This window comes from Lutispora sp. QWL-02 (assembly GCF_058315355.1).
Map to the genome: position 1 here is coordinate 1,961,584 of NZ_CM177762.1, position 16,691 is coordinate 1,978,274.

At 34.5% G+C, this 16,691-nt stretch carries 17 protein-coding genes; 11 read left to right on the plus strand and 6 right to left on the minus strand.

The window, feature by feature from the left end; all coding sequences use genetic code 11:
• Positions 1 to 98 precede the first annotated feature (98 nt).
• The 3 genes from AC4HCY_RS09000 to AC4HCY_RS09010 all read left to right on the plus strand — a co-directional run bounded on the left by AC4HCY_RS09000 (position 99) and on the right by AC4HCY_RS09010 (position 2,402).
• A complete protein-coding gene (locus AC4HCY_RS09000) occupies positions 99 to 1,127 on the plus strand; it encodes an NAD/NADP octopine/nopaline dehydrogenase family protein (RefSeq protein ID WP_323432489.1) in 1,029 nt (342 codons plus the stop codon).
• 681 nt (positions 1,128 to 1,808) lie between these two features.
• Positions 1,809 to 1,937 carry a cyclic lactone autoinducer peptide gene (locus AC4HCY_RS09005; protein ID WP_255229151.1) on the plus strand — a complete coding sequence of 43 codons (129 nt, stop codon included), beginning with the start codon at positions 1,809 to 1,811 and terminating at the stop codon, positions 1,935 to 1,937.
• A 54-nt stretch (positions 1,938 to 1,991) separates the two neighbouring features.
• Complete coding sequence (locus AC4HCY_RS09010; protein ID WP_255229150.1) at positions 1,992 to 2,402, plus strand: hypothetical protein; 411 nt, start codon at positions 1,992 to 1,994, stop codon at positions 2,400 to 2,402.
• 90 nt (positions 2,403 to 2,492) lie between these two features.
• Here the strand turns inward: AC4HCY_RS09010 and AC4HCY_RS09015 are convergent, their stop codons facing one another.
• The gene (locus AC4HCY_RS09015) at positions 2,493 to 3,062 is read right to left on the minus strand and encodes a hypothetical protein (RefSeq protein WP_255229149.1); all 570 of its coding nucleotides are present in this window, start codon (positions 3,060 to 3,062) and stop codon (positions 2,493 to 2,495) included.
• Between the two features lie 345 nt (positions 3,063 to 3,407).
• Entirely contained in the window at positions 3,408 to 3,947 is a 540-nt protein-coding gene (locus AC4HCY_RS09020; RefSeq protein ID WP_491095893.1) for a LytR/AlgR family response regulator transcription factor, read from the minus strand.
• A gap of 100 nt (positions 3,948 to 4,047) precedes the next feature.
• Between AC4HCY_RS09020 and AC4HCY_RS09025 the strand changes: the two genes are divergently transcribed.
• From AC4HCY_RS09025 to AC4HCY_RS09040, 4 genes are all read left to right on the plus strand, one after another.
• Positions 4,048 to 4,296, plus strand: coding sequence for a sigma-70 family RNA polymerase sigma factor (locus AC4HCY_RS09025; protein WP_491095894.1), 249 nt, complete (start codon positions 4,048 to 4,050; stop codon positions 4,294 to 4,296).
• A gap of 19 nt (positions 4,297 to 4,315) precedes the next feature.
• On the plus strand, positions 4,316 to 4,552 hold the full coding sequence (locus AC4HCY_RS09030) for a BhlA/UviB family holin-like peptide (RefSeq protein WP_255229146.1): 237 nt from the start codon (positions 4,316 to 4,318) through the stop codon (positions 4,550 to 4,552).
• A 132-nt stretch (positions 4,553 to 4,684) separates the two neighbouring features.
• Positions 4,685 to 5,086 carry a hypothetical protein gene (locus AC4HCY_RS09035; protein WP_491095895.1) on the plus strand — a complete coding sequence of 134 codons (402 nt, stop codon included), beginning with the start codon at positions 4,685 to 4,687 and terminating at the stop codon, positions 5,084 to 5,086.
• Between the two features lie 977 nt (positions 5,087 to 6,063).
• Positions 6,064 to 8,088: a methyl-accepting chemotaxis protein gene (locus AC4HCY_RS09040; protein ID WP_491095896.1), complete on the plus strand. Its 2,025-nt coding sequence runs from the start codon at positions 6,064 to 6,066 to the stop codon at positions 8,086 to 8,088.
• Between the two features lie 77 nt (positions 8,089 to 8,165).
• Here the strand turns inward: AC4HCY_RS09040 and AC4HCY_RS09045 are convergent, their stop codons facing one another.
• Positions 8,166 to 9,905: a GGDEF domain-containing protein gene (locus AC4HCY_RS09045; RefSeq protein ID WP_323432492.1), complete on the minus strand. Its 1,740-nt coding sequence runs from the start codon at positions 9,903 to 9,905 to the stop codon at positions 8,166 to 8,168.
• 149 nt (positions 9,906 to 10,054) lie between these two features.
• The gene (locus AC4HCY_RS09050) at positions 10,055 to 11,686 is read right to left on the minus strand and encodes an alkaline phosphatase (RefSeq protein ID WP_491095897.1); all 1,632 of its coding nucleotides are present in this window, start codon (positions 11,684 to 11,686) and stop codon (positions 10,055 to 10,057) included.
• 348 nt (positions 11,687 to 12,034) lie between these two features.
• Between AC4HCY_RS09050 and AC4HCY_RS09055 the strand changes: the two genes are divergently transcribed.
• The 3 genes from AC4HCY_RS09055 to AC4HCY_RS09065 are packed head-to-tail and all read left to right on the plus strand — an operon-like array spanning position 12,035 to position 13,309.
• A complete protein-coding gene (locus AC4HCY_RS09055; RefSeq protein WP_491096100.1) occupies positions 12,035 to 12,619 on the plus strand; it encodes an RNA polymerase sigma factor in 585 nt (194 codons plus the stop codon).
• The gene (locus tag AC4HCY_RS09060) at positions 12,585 to 13,085 is read left to right on the plus strand and encodes a hypothetical protein (RefSeq protein WP_491095898.1); all 501 of its coding nucleotides are present in this window, start codon (positions 12,585 to 12,587) and stop codon (positions 13,083 to 13,085) included. The genes AC4HCY_RS09055 and AC4HCY_RS09060 overlap by 35 nt, the downstream gene beginning before the upstream one ends.
• Positions 13,085 to 13,309, plus strand: coding sequence for a DUF4367 domain-containing protein (locus AC4HCY_RS09065; protein WP_491096101.1), 225 nt, complete (start codon positions 13,085 to 13,087; stop codon positions 13,307 to 13,309). The genes AC4HCY_RS09060 and AC4HCY_RS09065 overlap by 1 nt, the downstream gene beginning before the upstream one ends.
• 108 nt (positions 13,310 to 13,417) lie before the next feature.
• On the opposite strand, the gene AC4HCY_RS09070 is transcribed toward AC4HCY_RS09065, so the two are convergent.
• Positions 13,418 to 13,990 carry an HD domain-containing protein gene (locus tag AC4HCY_RS09070; RefSeq protein ID WP_491095899.1) on the minus strand — a complete coding sequence of 191 codons (573 nt, stop codon included), beginning with the start codon at positions 13,988 to 13,990 and terminating at the stop codon, positions 13,418 to 13,420.
• 191 nt (positions 13,991 to 14,181) lie between these two features.
• Positions 14,182 to 14,748 (minus strand): hypothetical protein, encoded by a 567-nt coding sequence (locus tag AC4HCY_RS09075; protein WP_491095900.1) that lies wholly within the window; start codon positions 14,746 to 14,748, stop codon positions 14,182 to 14,184.
• Between the two features lie 150 nt (positions 14,749 to 14,898).
• Here AC4HCY_RS09075 and AC4HCY_RS09080 point away from each other — a divergent pair, with 150 nt between their 5' ends.
• Positions 14,899 to 16,224, plus strand: coding sequence for a transposase (locus AC4HCY_RS09080; protein WP_491094266.1), 1,326 nt, complete (start codon positions 14,899 to 14,901; stop codon positions 16,222 to 16,224).
• Positions 16,225 to 16,691: the final 467 nt, after the last annotated feature.

A 16,691-nucleotide genomic window follows, 5' to 3' on the forward strand; every position in this document is an offset into this window, starting at 1 on the left:
TATAATCGGTGAGGAATTGGAAAAAGATTTGCAAGAGATACCAATCCGAAAATGAAAGGATTAAAAATATATAGACCTATGCAAGGGAGTGTTGTTATATGAAATTTGCTGTTCTGGGAATGGGCAGGACCGGGCATACAATAACATCATATTTGATGAATAAAGGATATCAAGTTTCAGTATGGGATAGAAATGCTGAAAAAATAAAAATTATTTGCCAAAACGGCATACAAATCGAAGGCGCACTGGAGGGTCATTTTCAACCGATTGGTTGTGTGTGTATTGAGGATGCCCTAAAAGAAGCAGACTATATCATGATTATGACCACTGCAAATGGTCATAATGAAATAGCAAAAAGAATGAAAGGGAAGCTGCATCATGGGCAGAGAATCATTATATTTAATTGCAATTGGGGAGCCTATGAAGTCTATCATATTCTTAAAGACGAAATAAAAGAAAAGAATATTATCGTTGGTGAAACCGGCGGCATGTTGCTGATGTCTGCTCTCAAGGGAACAGGAGCATGTCTTCTGAAGTCCATCAAGAGCAAACTGTCTTTGGCCACCATTCCTGCAAAATGCTGCAGCCTTGTGCTAAAAGAACTTTCAGAAGCATTCCCACAATTATATGGTGTAGAGAATGTGCTGGAAACATCTATGAATGCGACCAATCCGGTTCTGCATGCACCGATCAATTTGTTCAATTTAAGCCGAATTGAAAATGGTGAGGATTACCTCATGTATGGTGATGCTGCCACACATTACAGTGTGAAGTATGCAGAAGAAGTCGATAAGGAACGCTTGACTGTTTTGCGTGCTATGGGGATTTCCGGTACGAGCTGTCTGGATATGCTTAATGATGCGTGGGGCAGTAAATATGAAAATCTTTATGATCTTTTAAAAAATACAAAAAGCTATAAAACAGCAAAAGGACCGGATTCTTTCTCGCATAGACATATTACTGAAGATATTCCTTTCGGTATTAAACCGATTCAGCAATTAGGCCGTATTTATGAGGTAAAAATACCCTACATAGATAATCTGGTAAAGTGCTATGAATTATGCTTAGGCACAAGCTTTGAAGAACAAGGACCTGATTTGTCTGCAATAAATCTGAGCGGATTGTAAAAGAAGAATTATCAATATTACGACCGAATAAGGGGTTATCAATATATGCGCCAATAATTATCCTGGGCTAGTTGATAATCCTTATTTGATTTTCGCGGCTCTGAGAATTGACACCATTTACCCTTTTATTTCAATATCTAAAAAACTATATCGGATTTGGTGATACATATCTTATTTAACAATTCTTTGCCGCTTCGAGAAACTGCATATCCTTGTGAGATAATTAGAATATAAAGTTAATAGTATTTTACTGACTGCCTTTATTTCATATCCAAATATGGGCATACAACAATTTCTATTACACCTTCGTATTCATATTCTAATCCCAGCAAAGAAGAATCGTGAAAAAAATTATTACTGCTAATAGTATTGAGCCAAATAGAGTATTGGCCTTAGTATCATCTTTATTAACAATTTTTTTCATGATTATCACCATGTTATAAAAAAAGATCATTGAAGATATTATTACTATAATAGAGCTTTTTCTTCGGAAGCCAAGTTTTCTCACCACCTTTAATATGAATTATTATATCTTTATTTAATTATATAGCAGCTCTGCACAGAAATAATATAAAAACCATGTTAAATATGACATTTCCTATACCACTTATGCATAATGAGTTCAAAATGGGAAAATAGTGTGATATATTGCAGGTAAGATACATATGGGAGGTGGTTGCTTTGAGAGTAAAGCATAATCTTTTGAGCATGATAGCATGTTTGGCTCTATTTATGGCAAAGACTTCCGTGGGAACATGCTGCTATTGGGTGCTTTATCAACCTAAGATGCCGGACAAGCTAAGACAGTAGAATTGAGTGAATGAGTTAGAAAGAAAACGAATAATAAGGGAGGGAGATGATTAAATGAAAGGCTATAGAAAAATGTTGTTCTTTACTTTAGTTGTTTTTGTTACATTATTTACATTAACGAACTTAACTTTTGCAGATTTATTTTGCAGGATGGACATTAATCATGTATCACCTAATTATCCAGTATATTGCCCTAATAACGCAAGTGGAGATGGTCGCCATCAAGGCTTTTCTTCACTTACTAAAGCTAAGATAAATGGAACAACATATAATGCTCACGAATGGGATTGTGTATGTGGTTCAGTAATTATTACAGTATGGGATTTGGGTAATTATTACTTTTATCCAGATGATGCTACTTGGACACATACACCGGGTTTTCCATATATTCCTGGATCATACCAGTATTGGGATGTAAAAAAATTACGCAGCGGCAACCCAATAGATTGGAAATTTCCATATTAATAATAGGATAATTTATTATGGACTTTAGTCTATTGAGCACGGAATCATGTGAAACAATAAACCATCTGTAAAGAAGTGGATGGTTACAACTCACTCTCTGATCTTTATAGCTGAATACTCGATAGGCTTATTATCATAATTAGTAAATAGGTCTGTTACTCTTTTGAAATCATCTTTTTTAGGACCATCCATTACCACATAATACTCCCTCAATTGGAATAACTTCCATTGTTCATCCTCTTCTTTAAAAATGTACATCCTATAGAGTCGACTTGTACTATCGTCTACGGGCGCATTAATAAAGACAATTTTACTTGTTTTTTTTGAATCCGTGCACACCTTAGACACATTATAAATTATAGGGGTTTTTACTGACGGCGCATAAATTCCTCCAATACTATTTATTTTATCTATTTTTTCTATGTATGATTCATAGAAATAAGAGTGGAGTATTTTTTTAGCATTTGCCTTGTATTCATCTAGTTCTAACTCTCTAAGCTGTAATGATATTAAATTTTTTTCATTATCAACGGCTGCTTCAATGACATTATCGTCTTGTGATATTGCTATTGGCTTTGAAGTACAAGCTGTTGCTATATAAGTCAAAAAAACTACTAGCAATAATAATTTTTTTCTGCTATTGTTGTTGCCTTTATGCATAAAAAGTCTTCCTTTCTATAATAAATTTATAAAGCCACATATAGTATACATTAAACAAAATTAGAAAAGAAGATTAAACACCATACTAAATATGACATTTCCTCTACCACTTAAGCATAATTAGTTCATAATAGTGCTTTAATCTGATATATTGCATATGTATAGTAAGCAGTATCCCCTTTATTCGAGAGCGCCTATCTAATTTCTATCTGTTCATAGCTATTTTGCTTATTTTGATATATATTCCAGCAGATAATCCCAACAGACCTTAGCTATTCCTGCTGAAGCATTTACTTTATTGTCTATTTAAAAGGAACAAATAAAGTTCTTATACGAGTGGAATCATTATGAGAAAAGTGCTTTTTCAAAAGCTTTTCTAATATAAGGCTTGTATTTCCTGCTTACAGGTATTATTAAATCAGATTCATAAAAGGCTATTTGATCTGGTTTTAGTTCTTTAATTTTGCTTATATTTACTATATATCCCTGATGGCATTGGATAAAAGTCTTCATATTTAATTTTTCGATAAGGGCTGTCAGTGTGCCGTAAAATTCATATGGCGCGACAATTGTATGTACTATTATTTTCCTGAAGCTTTTTTCAAAGCATATTATATCATCATATCTTATAACAATATTTGAATTTTTATTGTTAATAACTAATATTTCATGTTTTTCTTTGTAGGTTTTGATTTCGCTAACGCGAACTAATATATCTCTCATCAAGGTTTCAAAGCGGCTGAATGTAACAGGTTTGATCAGATAATCAAAAGATCTTACCCTAAAGGCATCTAAAGCATAATCCGAGTATCCGGTGATATATACTATGACCGCATCATCAATTTGCACAGAATCATCATCACATAGAAAGATGTTTAAATGCACATTTGCTCATCCTTTCCTTCCTATATTATACCATTTAAACATATTAAAAGGAAATATAATGAAAGTATGATGCTAAACATGACATTTTAGAAACTGTGTGATGAATCTAAAAGAATCTTTAGAATTAAATTTAGCCATGATATTGGATGAATCATACTATGAGCATGAAAGCAAAATATTTGTTGAGGATTTAATAAGTTATTTGCCAAGCCTGCAAAGAAGAGTTATAAAAGAAAAGTTTTTGTACGGGTATTCTTATAAGGAAATTGGGGACAGGCTAAACATTTCGCGACAAGCTGTAAACGGTATAAAGAATAGGGCTTTAAGCAATTTGAGAAAGCTAATTTAAGAACAGGAGGTTGAGAGATATGGAAAATGAAATTATGAAAATTGCAGCATCCCAAGGAATATGGGCAGCTTTAAGCATTGTTCTTATTTTATATATTTTAAAGGCGCAGGAAAAACGTGATTTGAAGCAGGAGGAAAGAGAGGAAAAGTATCAGACGATAATATCAAATCTTTCAGAAAAATTCAGCATAATGGAAGAAGTAAAAAATGATGTAAAAGAGATTAAAGATTTTGTATTTAAAAAAGATAAATTATAAAAATTTTATAATAAAAGTGACATTTACATTTTAGAGTTAAAAGCGTCTTTGATGAGTGTATAACAATTAACCGGTTATTGCTTATATAAAATAACTCAATTATAAATTAAAATGAAAAGGAGAGAATTTATTATGGGATGGACATTAATAGATAGTAGTTATAAAGACTACACCGCTGCACAGATTGTAATTAAGATTAATAAGGAGAGACAAACTAATTTTTCTACTCTAGCTGCCGCTTTTGCTAGTGTTGCTATAGGGTTTTTAACCCACGATTTTTTCAATCAGCATGTACTAGACATTAAAAAGAGTGTAAAAAGTATTTTAGCCGCAATTGGAATCATAATAAGTATAGACTCAGCAGCTAATGCGCTTTTAAATAATTATGATTCTGCGCAATTAGAACCAATACTTGAGACAATTAACAATCAAGGTGGAAAAGTAAGAATATACACAGAAGTTTATGAATATTCAACTGGAAGTGGTAATAGTCAAACTTGGAAGACAGAAACAATTTATGAATACATAGGATAAGACCTATGTAAAGGAGCTGTTGCAAATAACCTAATAGATTAATTTGCAGCAGTTCTTTTTATAATTATAGGAGAGCCTTAATTTTCTGCAAATCTAAATTATTTAAGAGTATCAGGCTGAATATAACGTAGATAGATTTAATAATAATTATAGTATGTAATAAGCATAATTATTATATTAATTAGAACTATTATGAAAAAGATTATCATTAAAGCAGTTAAAATTATATTAAAATATTTTGATTTAATTTTTAAAAATATATTAGAAATATTTTTTACAATACTGAAAAAAATTCCTATAGATAAAAATACATATGTCCTTTTAAGCATTATTTGCAAGAATTCATTTACATACAATGGTCGACGCCATACTATAAATCCAAGTATTATAAATAAGATAATTTGGCATATATAATTTATGTCTGATAGTAAAGATGATAAATCCAGGTTTTTTTTGAATTCATTATTTTACCCCCCGTTATAAAATAAGTACGCTCTCGAAAACTCTGAGAGCCTGAGTGATATATATTTCAAGGTTCAAAATTTCTGTTTCACCCCTACTTTTTCGACATAATTATCTTCAATTTTACCAGGGGCTTTAATTGAATCCCATTCATTAGTAAAAGTATTACCGGTAAATAGATAAAAATAGCCAAAAGCCATTTAGCTAAATTTAAGAAAACCACCTCCAATTAATACTTTTTAAAATGCATAGGAAATTTTAAAAATGTATGCTCCTCTTAATTATACCATAAATTACATATAGAAATAAACTTAAGTGTCATGCTAAATATGCTATTTCCTATGCCGTTTAAGCACATTCAGCCCTATTTGCAGCAAGGCCTTTTCCGAGGGGGCGGTAATAAGATGCTTAATCAATTAACATGGAGTTTAATAGGACTTAATATGGAATTAACAATGCTTAGCTATAATCATATATAGATGACAGGCATTAAGTATGAGCAAAGGACTGATGAGATGCTTAAGGGAGCGAAAAGATTTTCTGATATATCTATCAGGTTTAAGATATTGATAGTCGTTATAATTTCAATTCTTATTCCGGTAGTGCTTTCCACATATACATCCCGGCACATCGTATTACAGAAAATAAGTGATGAATGGGAATCCAGGCTATCAAATGGCTTGGACTCGGCAAGGTACTATTTTGAAGATTATCAGCAAAAGGCCAAAGATAATGCCTCCATACTTTCAAGCTTCTCAGAGCTGCGCAAATATACGATGGAAGGCAATAACCTTAGCGCTTCTCAATTTTTAGTTCAGTTAACAAGCGAGCTTGGATTGGATTTCGTTATGATAGCGGATGAGAATAAGAAACTGATATCGAGAACAGATCAGCCGCTGAAATCCGGTGACGATCTTTCTGATGACTTCATGGTTAAAAGCGGTCTTGCCGGCTTTAAGGCAGTTTTAATACAACCAACGCAAAACGCCATATGCATACAGTCGGCGGCCCCCATGAAATCAGATATTGTTGCTACCGGAGTGAAGACCATAGGCACGGTAATAACACAATACAACCTTGACAAAAGATTCTTGGAGCATATAAAAAGGTTAAACGAATTGGAAGCTACATTATATCTAAAGGATAATATCGTATCTACATTTTTAGATGATAAAGCAGATGACTATAATGAGGTGAAAAACTCTCTTCAAATAGATAAGAACATAGAAGAATACCTGCTCAATGATCAAAAAGTCCGGTTTGAGAGCAGGCAAATAAGAAATAAAGATTATTATTTAGCTTATGGGACGCTATTGAATACAAAAGGGGAGGTTGCCGGATTATTGTCGGTAGCCGTTCCTCAGGACAACATAGTAAAAGCAAAATCCGATATGAATCTATATTTTGGGATTATAATATCTTTAGGATTGATAATAGGATTGGCTGCGGCAATATTTATATCAGGAAAAATTGTAAAGCCCGTAAAAGTACTCGTCAATGATACAAGGCTTGTTGCCAATGGAGATTTGAATTATATGTCTTCTATTAAAAGTAATGATGAAATAGGACAGCTTTCTAAAGAATTCAACAACATGGCTGTTTCTTTAAAAAGTTTAGTAAAGCAGATTATAAATACGGTAAATACGACTGCATCATCGTCTGCAATGCTGAGCCAGTATATAGATGAAGTAAGGAGTATATCCGAAAGCATTGAAATAACTTCAGAGGATATAAAGTCAGGCTCTAAGGAACAGTCAAGCTACCTGGAAGAGGCTAAGGGCGAACTGGATGATGTTTTACACTCTGCTGTAGAAATATCGGATCAAACGGTGGAAATACTTGATTATATGAGTAAAGCCAGGAAAATAGTTGAACAAGAAGCCGCAACATTAAGAGCGCTTAATGAGAATATGAACTTTACAAAGGATACCATCTTGAATATGGAAGCAAGGGTCGGCAGCTTTGGGACGAATTTAGAGCAAATCAAAGGTGCTACTGATCTAATAACTTCAATAGCAGCCAAAACTAAGCTTCTTGCTCTTAATGCGGCCATTGAAGCTGCAAGAGCAGGAGATGCAGGCAGAGGCTTCGGCGTTGTTGCTGCAGAGATAAGACAGCTTTCCGATGAGTCCCAAAATTCAGTAAAAAGCATTGAAGCAGTAGTCCAAGACTTGTTCTTAGAAATGAAAGCAACTGCAGAAGTGGCGGAGGAAAGCGTTGAACAATTTGAATCGAGCAATGATATAGTGATCAAAACTGAAAATTCTTTTATTAAAATCGTAGAAAGTATAAACAGAATTAATGATATGATCGGAGAAATTTCAAGAAAATCAGAGTTGCAAGCTCTTAATACAGATAGAATATCAGCATACATGAATGACATAAATGCCATATCAAAGAAAAGCTATGATCAATCTCAAACATTGTATGAAGGCTCTGTAAGCCAAACCAAAGGTTTAGTCAATGTTTCGGAAGAATTGGATGATCTATTGAAAAGCATAGAAGATTCACACGTTGCCGTTAAAAAATTTAAAATATAGCTAATAAGAAAGCTGCTCAATGTTGGTTTTCTCTTCTTCCTTCCCCCTCCTATATGAGCAGCTATTTTTTATTTCTGTCAATATATAAAAAAGTTGCTTTCCCATTTTATTTTGCATTTCTTTTTCAGGATGCTGAGCTGCCTTGACACCTCTACAGGAGATTTAAATTTATGCTTTTTATTATCAACTACAGCGATGGAAAGAGAAATAATGGGAAATTTTTCTACTGTACCATGCCTGTTTGTTGACATGATGTATCCATTATTTTTATCAGCTTCAGTGTAATAATTCTTTACTCTGTTATCGAATACCTGCATTATATCGCTGCAGGTTTTTTCAATATCATCTAAAGCGACTATAGCAACGAAGTCGTCTCCCCCAATATGTCCTATAAAGCTTTCACAAGAATTTGAACTTAAGCATTCCTTAATGATATTAGCAGTGAGCCCAATGATCCTATCCCCATTTTCAAAACCATATGTGTCATTATATGCTTTAAAATTATCCAAATCAAAATATATGATATATTTATCTTCATCCAAATCCAGAGTTTTTTTGATATTCTGTTCGATTAAGAGGTTCCCCGGCAAACCCGTTAAAGGGTTTAATTGCTTGGCAGTGTTAAGCTCCAATTGGGTTATATGCTCCAACAAGCTTTTTACAGTAGTAATTCCATAATATTTATTATTTTTTGTTATGATAATGTAATCATATAAGTTTTCCTCTCTTCTGTTTATAGCTATATTTGAAACTTGAGCAAGAGCCGTGTTGTAATCTACAATAAGAGGGCTATTATTCATGAGAAGCTTGATGGGGCGATTCATAAAAATAGCTACTCCATATTGAGTTCCCAGCTTTGAATAGAAGTCATTTCTCATTAAAAGCCCCGTGGGGACCCCATTTTCGACAATCGGCAGCCCTTGTATATCCGTATTAGCTTTGAATATGTCATTGACCGCGCTTCCTGTTGCGCATGGATTTATGGGGCTGTCGAATCTGGCTATTTCACCTATAGGTATGTTGTGCATATTATTGACATATTGATTTTGATTTTGTGCCTGCTTTTCTGTTATCATGCTCTTTACGCTGGGGCTTATTTGCAGAAATTCAGGAGAAGGTTTTTGAAGCAGATACCCCTGGCCATAATGTATGCCGAACCTGATCAAGGTGTTTAACTCATCCGGGGTTTCGATGCCTTCTGCTATAATTTTCATATTTGACGAATTTGCAAATTCCAGCAATGCCTTTACCAGGGCTTGATTCAATGCTTTTTTATCAATATTTCTGATGAGGTCCATATCAAGCTTGATGTAATGAGGATGTGTTTCGGCAAGCATCTTGAGGCCCGAATACCCTGAACCTGTATCATCTATGGCAATCCTGAAGCCTTGATTTATATAGTTGTCTATTGATTTTTTAAATGTTTTATAATCTTCTATGCATGTGCGTTCTGTTATTTCAAATATTATATTTGCAGCATTTATACCGGATTTTTCTATAAATTCCTTTGTAAATCCGCTTTTAAACTTTTCATCATTAATTATTTTGGGGTCGACATTGATGAAAAGCATTTTTGAAGGGACAATATTCTTTGCTTTTTCAAGTGCCTTCAGCCTGCAAAGATATTCAAGCTCCCAGATCATATTATGTTCTTCGGCAGCCTTAAACATCATGTCAGGTCTTTCCAAAGGGCTTCCTGCAGGCCCCCGGCTTAGGGCTTCATAACCTAATATGTCGCCGTTTAATAGTGATACTATTGGCTGAAATACGGTTCTTATGTTTTCTGTTCTTATTATATCTTCCAGGATTTGTTTCATTTCGCATCCCCCTATCTGTTAGAAAATATAGTATATAGTGTTCTGGGCAAATATTTTTGCAGTAATGGAAAATGCCTCTTCATTGATGAAAAGGCATTTTCAGCGTTGTAAGCCTTATATATAAAAGCACTAGAGGGAAATCTAATGCTCTATTTTTTTAATAGATCTAATGCTGATTGAGGCACATAAAATCTTCCGTTAATATAAACAGCTACTTCTCCATTTAAGTCAACGGTTTTATTATCTAATTTGGCTGTGCTTTGATTTGCTTTTATAGTCAGGGTTTTGCCATTCTCATTAAGAGTCAATACATTATTGGAGATTGAAGCGCCCTTTCTTTCTGTTACATCTACAAATAATTTTTTAGTTGCTTCTTCTAAACTTAATCCGAGTGAGAAAGCCACAAATTTGGAAACATCAGTATTTTCATTGACTCCCATCAGAGGCGCTTTGCTGACTTTTTCCGGAGTGTATAGGTATACAGGCACATCTTCGCCGGTATGTCCACCTGTAGTATAACCGATATAAGCTTTTTGATTCATTATTTTGATGAGATTGCTGCTTGTGGGCTCAGTCTTGAAGATCGTGATCAAACGGTTTACCTTTGCGTTATTGTAGGTGTCTCTGTCTTTTGAAGTAATATCGGCTGGTGTATAACCGGCAGGGTTAATGCCATAAGCTTTCAGGACTTCATCAACATTCGATTTATCTTCTTTGAGCAAAGCCATGGCACCTTCTGCAGTTTTTGTTGCTCCTTTTAAAGGAGTCAAAATGCTGAATGGTGCGGAGTCATATCCTAATAAATCATAACTTCCTATAGAAATGCCGCTGTTTCCATGGTCTGTTACTGCAACAACTATTGTATTGCCATCCTTTTTAGCAAAATCAACTGCTGTTTTAAAAGCCTCATCAAAAGCCAAAGTATCGGTAACAATACCTATAGTATCATTGGCATGGGCTGCCCAGTCTATTTTGCTGCCCTCGACCATGAGGAAGAATCCGTCTTTATCTTTGTTGAGCACATCGATGGCTTTGGCTGTCATTTCTGCAAGGGAAGGTTCTTCACTTGCTTTTCTGTCTATATCATAAGAAAGATTGTCTGTTGAGTTAAAAGCGTTGGAAAAGTTGCCCCAGAGCTTTGCAGCCTTTGATTTTTCCATTTCAGCTTTGTTGTTTACTATTTCATAACCCTTAGCTTTTGCTGTTTCAATAATATTCAACTCTTCCGGTTTTACTTTAGAAGCTCCTGTACCTAATAATAAGTCGATATCCTGGTTTAACATCTGCTGCGCAATTACAGCATAATTACTGCGTTTTTCTTCATGGGCGCTGAATGCTGCCGGTGTAGCATGCATGAACTCCGAGGTTGCAATAATGCCAACTGATTTATCCTTCATCTGAGCTGCTTCAAGAATAGTAGCTTTGGGAATTTTGTTTTCATCAATGCCCAAGGAGCCGGGAATTGATTTGTAGCCTGTTGAATAGGCTGTTCCGGCAGGAGCTGAATCAGTGATAGGTCCATTAAACCATGTAGTAGTTACGAGTCCTGTAACATATTGATCCATGAAAAGCTTATTAGATCCTTTTTCATTTCCATTCACTATGTACCTTGCAATGGTTGTAGCTGATATGCTCATACCATCAGGAATAAGTAAGATTACATTCTTCACTGTGTTTGACTTTGAGTTAGCAACTGCAGCATTTGCATTAGTCAAGCCTAATGAAAACATCATTGTTATTAAAGTTAAGATAGTAATGAGCCTCTTTATTGATTTGTTCATTTAAATCTCCTCCTAATAATGTGATCTATCAAAGCCAGATTTCTGAAAATCACTCTTGCTTTGATTTCCTATATAAATTTTAAACCGACAATGTGAAGGTGATATTAACATAATGTAAAATTCGGGTAAAATTTATTCTATATAAGAACTCTCGTGCTATAAACATCCATTGGAATATCATTTGTATAGGCTGAGATAGAAGGTTACCTTCATAGAGATATAGAATAAATAAAGATAGAAAAATTTGCTAATTTTGGATGCTGCGATCAAAGTGTTCAGACTTTTTCTTGATTTACCCGTCTTAATTCGTAAAGGAATAATTATGAAGTGCGAGGAGGCTGTAATGTGATGCTTTTTCTGGCTGCCATAGAGGACGAGCAGGATAGAAGCAAGGTCGAAGCTTTATATGCAAGATACAGCAAGGATATGTTTAAAGTAGCATACAGAGTATTGAAGGATTATCAATCGGCTCAAGATGCGGTACAAGCTGCTTTTATAAATATAATCAATAATTTAGAAAAAATAAGTGAAATAGACTGTAACAGAACAAGGGCTTTCGTTGTTATTATTGTTAGAAACGTTTCTATTAATCTATATAGAAAGAGGAAAAAAATCTGTAATATGGAATTGGAGGCTTTGGATGAGATCTTGCCGGATGACGGAAAGGCTGTTGAGGAGATAGTAATCGATTCAGAGATGCTCAGTTTGATAGCTTCAAAGATTAAAGAACTGTACCCCCCGTATTCTGACATCATATCACTCAAATATTTTTATCAGTACACTAACGACAAAATAGCCGCTTTGCTCAATATAACTGAGGAAAATGTGAGGACTAGGCTCCATAGAGCAAGAAAAAGTTTTTTTAAGCTATTATCACAGGATGGGGAGTTGTGTGAAGATGAGCGACTTTTTAGAGCAAAAAGCAAAAGCTAAAGCGAGAATGCTTGAAGCTATTCTTGAATATGCCGGAGCCTGCCATGTGGGAAATATAGCAGAGGAAATACAGCAGGACAAGGCTGAGGAAGAGCCTGTCTTTCCTTCTGAGCTGGATGAAAAAATCAAAAGCATAATAAATCAATACAATAGAAAAGAAAGCATGAAAAAGTTCAGGGGAATCTCAACCAAGCTATTGCAGAGCGCGGCAGTAGTATTTTTTATATTATTTATAGGCTCTTCAATCCTATTATTCAGTGTTGAAGCTTTTAGAGTAAAAGCTATAAACCTCATTATGCAAACAAAAAAGGAGTATACGGAAATTAGAACAAAAAGCCCCGGGGAGGACGCCGCGCTAAAAGAAATATATCTTCCGGATTATATACCGGAGGGCTTTGAAATTCAAAGACTGAAGTATTCTCTGCCTCAAAGATTATTCATTACTCAAATGATAAAGGTCAGGTAATTGCATTTGCCCAATATAATAATGAAAATGCCAGTTTAAGAATATATACGGAAGAAGCAAAAGTAGAAAAAATCGTTATAAATGGCTCCGAAGGTTTGCTGGTAGAAAAAGAACAGCTTATAACAATCCTTTGGCATAACGATAATTTTTCATTTTACCTAAAATCAAAAACAGATAAAGATTTGCTCATAAAAATTGCAGAAAGCATAAATTACAAAAAATAAAATTTTTTAGAAAAGATATGAGTATGCTCATCAATACCTATAAGTATAAAGATTGATTAATCCCGGCAAAGAAGAATCGTAAAATAAATTAGCACTCTCAAGTATATATCATTCTTTATACCAGTCGATTTCTTTCTTCAGTAAAATTAGGAAATCTTCTGCAAATTTCTTTCTCGCATTGTATACTATTCTCCCAAATTGGGTCTTGCATTCTATCGTATTGTAATAATGGGTCTCTAATATATCAATTATTTCTTCAATAGTTTGCCCTCTTGTACCAGCACTATTAAATGCTCGTGCTAAACCATAAGAACCAACAGCTTCAATAAAATTAGAGTCGTGTACTATTTTTTCTTCAATCCTCTGTGGAGATTTGCAGTGACGTTTTAAACATTCAAAGTAAATAGTTATTTTTTCACCGGAGAGACCTAATCCAAGCAAAAAATCAATTGTGTTTCTTTTAAATTCAGAATCGGTTGCTAACTTTCTGTTTAATCCATGGAAACATTGTAAAAATGCCAATAGACAAAAGTCAATATTTTCATCAACACCATAATCTATTATTTTCTTTGATGTGCTGATTATTCTTTCTATATGTTCAAAATTATGAGCCGCATCCTTTGAAGTATAATGCTCTTTTACATAATTTTTAAATGACTCTAAGTAATTATCCTTAGGCATTTGCATATCCCCCTTTTTTCCATGATCTTGGATAATAACACCAAGATATATTCATTTTCTTATTTATACAGTAAATCTCATGAGCAAAGAAGCCTAATCATCATGTCTGATATATTCTGATTTTAACTAAAGCCATTGCATTGAAAGCCTATGCGGAGGTGAGACTGGTACTGTGCATGGATGGCAATATTTTATTCTCTAATCGTTACAGTGGAATACTCAATAGGCTTACCGTCATAATTGGTGAATAAATCTATTATTCTTTTATAGTTATCTTTTGCGGCACCATCCATTACTACATAATGCTCTCTTAGCTGAAACAATTTCCATTCATCTTTTTCTTTTTTGAAAATATACCTTTTATAAAACCTGCTTGTGCTGTCATCTACGGGAGAATCTATAAGCACTGTTTTGCTTTCCTTTTTTGCATCTGTATATACCTTAGACACTTTGTATATTATAGGAGTTTTTATTGATAGTGCATGAATAGCTCCTACACTATGTCTCTTATCCATGCCCTCAATATATGATTGCCGGAAATAGGAGTGAAGCAATTTTTCAGCGCTTGCTTTATATTTTTCGAAATCCAATTCTTTGAGCTGTAAGGATACCAAATCCTTTTCATTGCTGATAACCGCTTCAATTATCTTATTATCTTGTTTTGTTGAGTTGGAAGTACAAGCTGATACCACATAAACTAAAATGAGTATTAAAAAATGAATAATAATGAGATTCTTTTTAGCAGCTTCCTTGTTCATAAAAATCACCTCCTTTTTACGAATATGTCGGTGTTCAGCAAAGCTGAACCCATTGATTTTACTTGATTTATAGTAACTGGAAACAAGTAACTTCACCTCACATGCTCCAAACCTGCTAAAATAGGGGTTTAGGAAGGGGGATGAGGTCATTTGTTACCACCAAATCAAAGCCATTTAGCTTATAGATTAAATCTCTATCAGAACGTTAAACAAACTGATAGTATTGCAAAAATTCTTTCACATATTGATCTTTCTTGTGTCTATGACCTTTGTAAACGTTTTTACTCCAGCAATCCATGGGGACGTATCGCAAATTATCTTCCTCAAGATGCTTTAAGGTCACTATTAGTGATGTATCTTGCAGGTTTTACATCCATTAACAAATGGGTCAAAGAACTAAAAGATACACCCCGGTATGCTTACCTATCCGGATTTACCCCTGAGAAAACGCCCTCAAAAGCCTATTTCTCTTGGTTTATGTCTAACCTGTTTGGAGAGGATTTTGACATAAATGATATCATGACTCAGGGTACGTTGCTTAAGAAGATATTTGAACTTGTATTCGTCAATAAATCCATTGCGCTTGGTATTATTGATCCCCATGATAAAGTGATTTTTGATGGTTGCAAGGTCAAGACTTTCTGTAAGCAGAAGTATGTTCCGGAAAAGTACTGTAGGTGCTCCAGCAATAGCATTAAGCCTTTTAAATGTTCTATGTGTAAAGACCCAGAAGCCACCAAAGGATATGACCATAACCTTGACCGATATTTAATAGGCTATGGACTACATTTTGCAGCAACCCCTATAGTTGATAATCAATCCAAATGTTTACCGCTTACTTTTTTTGTTGCAGGAGCCGATGTCCATGATTCCAAAGTAGCTTCACATCTTTTAATGTACCTTTATCACGATATGAAAGTGGATTTTAACCATGTCATCCTGGATTCAGGCTATGATGCATACTACATTTACTGGTGGATCTCTTTGCTGGGTGGTAAGCCGATTATCGCGATCAACCCAAGAAACTCGCAAACTCCTACACAAGAGAATAAATACGGGTTACCTGTTTGTTCTGCCGGTCATGTTTACTATTACTGGGGAATTGATAGAAAGAAGCGTAGATACAAGTGGCGATGCCCTTTGAAAGCATCAAAGAAATTAGCTAAGAAGCTTAAGTGTGATAAACCTTGTTGTGATTCCAACTATGGCAAGACAGTCTATACTCACATTGAAGATGACATCCGCTGGTTTACACAAGTCCCTAGAGGCTCGCAACTCTGGAAAGACCTATACTCAAGAAGAGCACGCATCGAATCTGTAATCGGCGATACGGTCCTCAATAACGGATTAAAGTCCCCTTTATTCCGGGGTACAAAAAACTTCTTCGTGAGGACTGCCTTGGTATGCATGACCCAACATGCAAAAGCCATAGCTGAAGTCCTTGAGAGTATAGATTACCAGAAAAATGCCGCTTAATCCATAGGAAATTTAATCCTTTACTCCTATGTTTAGCTAAGCTCTGCCATTTTACAATGGTAAACTCTTCCTATCAACTGCACCTTTTTTAATTTTCAATGATCAGTCCTTTTGTTATTGCTTTACTGTTAATTACTGTTACTTTTTGGTGTCCGCAACCAATTTATTTCACTTTACTGAACACCTACACGAATATGTTTCTAATTCATCTCCCATATAAATAAACAAATTGGGAGGGTGATTTGTTACAGTAATTCAATGCTCTTTTACTTATGCTTTCTTACCAGGAAACCTATATTTCCATTGATTAAGGCTATACTATCATAAGAAAACTGCGATTGTCTATGCTGTTCGTATACCAATTTTCCAGGTAGCATGCTGTTTATCTTGTTTTGAACGCCCTCTGAAAATTTATTTACTATAGAAGAATTCTTTTTCATCCTTTTTCCCAATTATTTAATCCCATC